This is a genomic window from Vibrio sp. V30_P3S12P165, from assembly GCF_009904905.1.
GTDB lineage: Bacteria > Pseudomonadota > Gammaproteobacteria > Enterobacterales > Vibrionaceae > Vibrio > Vibrio fujianensis.
The window spans coordinates 52739-58795 of sequence record NZ_WXWH01000024.1; the positions used below are offsets into that span (position 1 = coordinate 52739).

At 45.8% G+C, this 6057-nt stretch carries 5 protein-coding genes; all 5 read right to left on the bottom strand.

Annotated features, from left to right (window positions below; all coding sequences use genetic code 11):
- Positions 1–23: 23 nt before the first annotated feature.
- On the bottom strand, positions 24–2834 hold the full coding sequence (gene sucA, locus CAG57_RS05330; protein ID WP_161428422.1) for a 2-oxoglutarate dehydrogenase E1 component: 2811 nt from the start codon (positions 2832–2834) through the stop codon (positions 24–26).
- A gap of 87 nt (positions 2835–2921) precedes the next feature.
- Positions 2922–3632, bottom strand: a complete 711-nt coding sequence (locus CAG57_RS05335) for a succinate dehydrogenase iron-sulfur subunit (protein ID WP_099611488.1) — start codon at positions 3630–3632, stop codon at positions 2922–2924.
- Positions 3633–3646: 14 nt separating this feature from the next.
- Entirely contained in the window at positions 3647–5413 is a 1767-nt protein-coding gene (gene sdhA / locus CAG57_RS05340; RefSeq protein ID WP_161428423.1) for a succinate dehydrogenase flavoprotein subunit, read from the bottom strand.
- On the bottom strand, positions 5414–5758 hold the full coding sequence (gene sdhD, locus CAG57_RS05345; RefSeq protein ID WP_099611490.1) for a succinate dehydrogenase, hydrophobic membrane anchor protein: 345 nt from the start codon (positions 5756–5758) through the stop codon (positions 5414–5416). It lies immediately after the preceding gene.
- A partial coding sequence (gene sdhC, locus CAG57_RS05350; protein ID WP_161439502.1) for a succinate dehydrogenase, cytochrome b556 subunit occupies positions 5752–6057 on the bottom strand: 306 nt, incomplete at its 5' end. The genes sdhC and sdhD, both read right to left, overlap by 7 nt.

Sequence of the window (6057 nt, forward strand, 5' to 3'; positions counted from 1 at the left end):
TCTCTTCCTTTTACTTCTAGTTCTTAAGCTAGGGTCAAAGCGTCTTCAACTAACGCTTTTTGTTGTTTCATATGAACCGACATATAACCGACGGCCGGTGATGCAGAAGCTGGTCGACCCGCATATTTAAGCTCTGCTCCAACAGGAATCGCAGCGCGGAAGTTATGTTGGCTACAATACCAAGCCCCTTGATTTTGTGGCTCTTCTTGACACCATACGTAATCAACCACATTCGAATATGGTGCAATCGCGGCTTGTACTTCTTCAAGGGGGAAAGGATAAAGCTGTTCAATGCGAACAATTGCCACATCTTCTTGGTTATTATTTCGACGCTGTTCAAGTAGGTCGTAGTACACTTTACCCGAACAGAAAACAACTCGCTTGACGTTAGCTGGCTCAAGGTTATCCAACTCACCAATAGCCGGTAAAAAAGTCCCTTGCGCAATGTCTTGCATACTCGATACACAAAGTGGATGACGCAACAGAGACTTCGGTGACATAACAATCAAAGGTCGACGCATTTTACGTACCACTTGACGACGCAGCATGTGATAGACCTGTGCTGGCGTTGAAGGCACCACAACCTGCATATTTTGTTCTGCACAAAGCTGCAAGTAGCGTTCTAAACGCGCCGATGAATGCTCTGGGCCTTGGCCTTCATATCCATGAGGGAGCAGCATGGTCAGGCCACATAAACGAGCCCACTTTTGCTCGCCCGATGAAATAAATTGGTCGATAACTACCTGAGCACCATTGGCAAAATCGCCAAACTGGGCTTCCCAAATGGTTAACCCGCCTGGTTCTGCCGTCGCGTAGCCATACTCAAAGGCCAACACGGCTTCTTCAGACAATACCGAGTCAATGACTTCAAAGGGACCTTGTTTATCATGAATATTCGCTAATGGAATATAGGTACTCGCATCAGCTTGGTTATGTAAGACCGAGTGGCGATGGAAAAAAGTACCACGCCCTGAGTCTTGTCCGGAGATACGAATACGTTGCCCATCATCCACTAATGTTGCATACGCTAATGTTTCAGCCATCCCCCAATCGAGCATTTTTTCACCCAACACCATCGACATCCGATCGTGGTAGATCTTTTCTACTCGACTTTGTAATTTATGACTTTCAGGATATTGGCAAATTTTCTGGCCTAGTTCTTGTAAACGCTCGAGTGAGAATTCATTGTCCCAAGCTTCATTCCAATCATGCCCAATATAAGGTGACCAATCGACTGAGTGCATCGTCATCGGTCGCCACTCTTTAACCACCACTTCACCATGATCTAATGCGTCACGGTATTCATTGACCAGTTGGGTGGCCGTTTCGATATCGCTTTCATTACGTTCAATCAAGACATCGGCATAGAGCTTACGAGGCGTTGGATGTTTTTTGATTTTTTGATACATCAAAGGTTGCGTGGCGTTCGGTTCATCCGCTTCGTTATGACCATGGCGGCGATAGCACACCAGTTCAATCACCACATCGCGTTTGAACTCATTACGATAATCCAAGGCCATACGAGTCACAAATGCAACCGCCTCTGGATCATCAGAGTTCACATGGAAAATCGGAGCCTGGACCATCTTAGCGATATCAGTACAGTACATGGTTGAACGGGTATCACGAGGATTTGAGGTGGTAAATCCGACTTGGTTATTAATAACAATTCGAACCGTTCCACCGACACAATAGCCTCGAGCCTGTGACATATTAAAAGTTTCAGCAACCACCCCTTGCCCAGTCACCGCAGAATCACCATGAATGGTAATTGGCAGAACTCGACTCCCTTCGGAATCACCTAAACGATCCTGTCGAGCACGAACCGACCCCATTACCACTGGGTTTACAATTTCTAAATGTGAGGGGTTAAAGGCTAAAGCCAAATGAACATCACCGCCTTCTGTGGCAAAATCAGCCGAAAAACCTTGGTGATATTTTACATCTCCCGTTCCCCATGATTCACCATGCTTACCGGCGAATTCGTCAAACAGATCCTGCGGTTTTTTACCCAATACGTTAACGAGCATATTTAAGCGTCCGCGGTGAGCCATGCCGATCACCACTTCTCGCATACCACTTTTACCAGCATGACGAATCAATTCTTTCGTCATCGGAATTAAGGCGTCTCCCCCTTCCAAAGAAAAACGTTTTGCTCCAGGGAATTTCGCACCAAGATAACGCTCCAACCCTTCCGCAGCGGTTAATTCATCGAGAAAAGTTCGTTTTTCATCGAGGGTAAAAGAGGGGGTTCCTAATACTGGTTCCAAACGCTGTTGAATCCAACGTTTTTGCTCTGTATCCGTCATGTGCATGTATTCTGCACCGATCGAACCACAATAAATTTTATTTAACGATTGATAGATATCTTTCAACTTCATGGTGTCCGCGCCAACGGCAAAAGAGCCGACGTTGAACGTTTCTTCCATGTCATCTTCAGTTAGGTTGTGGAACGAGGGGGCGAGTTCCGCCACCGGTGGGCGTTTCCATAAACCCAGAGGATCGAGTTGAGCGGCTTCATGTCCGCGAAAGCGGTACGCATTAATTAGCTGCAGAACTTTTACTTGCTTTGCATCGACTTCAGGATCACTAACTTGGACACTGTAATGCTTTGTCTCTTGAGCGAGTCGTCGGAAGTAATCACGGATACGCGAATGGGGTTGTTCAACCACATGATCAGGCTGCGCAGGCAAACCTTCAAAAACACGTTTCCACTCCTCACTTACCAGATCGGGATCACTTAGATACAGTTCGTAGAGATCTTCTACATACGTTGCATTGGCGCCAGCCAAGTGTGAAGACTCGAGCCATGCCTTCATCACGCCGTTGTGCATTATTTTCCCTTAACCAGTAGTTTTCACATTTGCTTCGGTCTTACGCCGAGCTACAAAGGCAGGCCCGAAGGCCTGCAATTTTTTCATCTAAACCGAGCGATTCACCAACATCGATTTAATATGGCCAATCGCTTTTGTTGGGTTTAATCCTTTAGGACAAACACTTACACAATTCATAATGCCATGGCAACGAAAAACGCTAAATGCATCGTCAAGATTTGATAAACGCTCATCCGTTGCCGTATCACGGCTATCAATTAGCCACCGGTAAGCGGCTAATAAGCCTGCTGGCCCTATAAATTTATCCGGATTCCACCAGAAAGAAGGGCAAGAAGTAGAACAACAAGCACACATGATACATTCGTACAAACCATCGAGATGCTCACGATCTTCCGGTAGCTGTAAATGCTCCCGTGATGGTGGTAATTCGCCATCTGAAATCAAAAACGGCTTCACTTTTGCGTAATTATCATAGAACTGCGTCATATCAACGATTAAATCACGTACAACCGGTAAACCAGGTAAAGGGCGAATAACGATTTTGCTCCCTTTCAAGCTGGATAATGGTGTAATACAGGCTAACCCATTTTTACCGTTCATATTTAAGCCATCAGAGCCACACACTCCCTCACGACATGAACGACGAAACGCAATGGTTGGATCTTGCTCTTTCAATAAAATCAGTGCATCCAACACCATCATATCCGAGCCTTCTTCGACTTCAAGTAGATAGTCTTTCATATAAGGCTTTTTATCGACATCCGGATTGTAGCGATACAAAGAGAAGTTCAGTTTCATTCGTTATTCCTCCCTTAGTACGTACGAATTTTCGGCGGAAAAGCTTCGCGATGAACCGGTGACATATTTACATCACGTTTGCTCATCTGTTCAGTTTCCGGATTATAAACAGAATGACATAACCAGTTTGCATCATCACGATCAGGATAGTCAAAACGAGCATGGGCTCCACGGCTCTCTGTCCGATAATTCGCCGCGACGGCGGTGGAAAATGCCGTTTCCATTAAGTTGTCTAGCTCTAAACATTCAATACGCTGCGTATTAAATTCTTTTGATTTATCCGCTAAATGAGCGTTGTTGAGACGATCTCGAATCACTTTCAGTTCTTCAAGCCCGGTTGCCATGGCTTCCCCTTCACGGAAAACGGAAAAACTATTTTGCATACAGCTTTGAAGATCTTTACGGATTTGAACGGGATCTTCACCACCTTGACTCGTTTCCCAACGCATAGTTCGAGCCAAAGAAGCTTCAATATCGGATTGAGTAGCAGGGCGAGCTTCAGCTTGTGCTGCCAATGTTTCGCCAAGATGTAATCCCGTTGCACGTCCAAACACCACAAGGTCAAGCAGTGAGTTTCCTCCTAGACGGTTTGCCCCATGAACCGAAACAGAAGCAATTTCTCCACAAGCAAACAAACCTTGCACTTCAATATCTTTGCCTGCTGCATCTTGTTTTAAGGCTTGTCCTGAAACCTGAGTCGGCACTCCTCCCATCATATAATGACAGGTTGGAATAACGGGAATCGGCTCTTTAACGGGGTCAACATGGGCAAAAGTACGAGACAACTCACAAATGCCGGGCAAACGGGACTCCAACACCTCTTTACCTAAGTGATCGAGTTTAAGCTTGATATGAGGCCCCCATGGGCCATCACAACCTCGTCCCTCTCGAATTTCGATCATCATTGAGCGCGCAACGACATCGCGTCCAGCAAGGTCTTTCGCATTGGGCGCATAACGCTCCATAAAACGCTCACCATCTTTGTTGAGTAGATAGCCACCTTCACCACGACAACCTTCTGTGACTAAGACACCAGCCCCTGCAATCCCTGTTGGATGGAACTGCCACATTTCCATATCTTGCATCGGAACACCGGCTCGCAGTGCCATTCCGACACCATCACCCGTATTAATGTGTGCGTTAGTGGTTGAGGCATAAATTCGCCCAGCACCACCGGTTGCCAGAATGGTCGCCTTAGATTTAAAGTAACAGATTTCTCCGGTTTCCATACACAAGGCAGTGCAGCCGAGTACCGCACCATCTTGATTTTTGACTAAGTCAAGTGCGTACCATTCTGAAAAAATCGTAGTTTTGTGTTTAATGTTTTGCTGATAAAGCGTATGCAGCAAAGCGTGGCCAGTTCGGTCAGCCGCGGCCGCAGTACGGGCCGCCTGTTCACCACCAAACTCTTTCGATTGCCCCCCAAATGGACGTTGGTAAATACTCCCATCGTCAAAACGAGAAAAAGGCAGCCCCATTCGCTCTAGCTCAATCACGGATTCTGGGCCATTTTTACACATGTACTCAATGGCGTTTTGATCACCAATGTAGTCTGAACCTTTCACAGTGTCGTACATATGCCACTGCCAGTTATCTTTATGTGAGTTACCCAACGCCACGGTAATACCACCTTGAGCTGAGACAGTATGAGAGCGGGTTGGAAAAACTTTAGAAAGTAAAGCACAGGTTAAACCTTGCTCTGATATTTGTAGTGCAGCACGCATCCCTGCACCACCTGCGCCAATCACAACGGCATCAAACTCACGAACAGGAATAGTCACTTACACACCCCACAGTACAAATAATCCAGAAAAAAAGTAGCCTAATAAGGTCACGATCACGACAAGTTGCAGTACGCCACGCAATTTTGAGCACTTAATATAGTCGGTAATCACTTGCCATAAACCAATCCAGCCATGGATAAGAATGCAAACCAGGGCCAGCATGGTAAATACTTTAGTCAGTGTACTGCCAAAGAATTGTGTCCAAGATAAATATGAGAGGTCAGTGAATGCGCAAAAACTCACCATATAGATGGTGTATAAGGTTAAAATGATCGCCGTCGCTCGAATTAACAAGAAATCGTGAACACCATTGCGTCCTAATGAAGAGACATGTTTTACCATAACCACACCCCCGCTAATAACGAGAAAATCACCGTCATGACCATGGATGCTTTGGCTGTCATAGAACCGGTATCTAGTTCTTCAAAATAACCTAAATCCATGATCAAGTGACGGATACCGCCAATAATATGGTAGGCCAACGCGGTTAAGATGCCCCAGAGGATAAATTTAACGAAGAAACCGCTGACGATTTCACTCGCCTCCATAAATCCAACCGGAGAGGATAAGGAAAGGGATAATAACCATAGCAAAATACCGACCGCGACAAACGTAATAATACCCGCCACTCGATGGAGGAT

Coding starts and splice junctions, on each gene's coding strand:
- sdhD (WP_099611490.1), bottom strand. CDS start 5,758: ATGGTAAAACATGTCTCTTCATTAGGACGCAATGGTGTTCACGATTTC.
- sucA (WP_161428422.1), bottom strand. CDS start 2,834: ATGCACAACGGCGTGATGAAGGCATGGCTCGAGTCTTCACACTTGGCT.
- CAG57_RS05335 (WP_099611488.1), bottom strand. CDS start 3,632: ATGAAACTGAACTTCTCTTTGTATCGCTACAATCCGGATGTCGATAAA.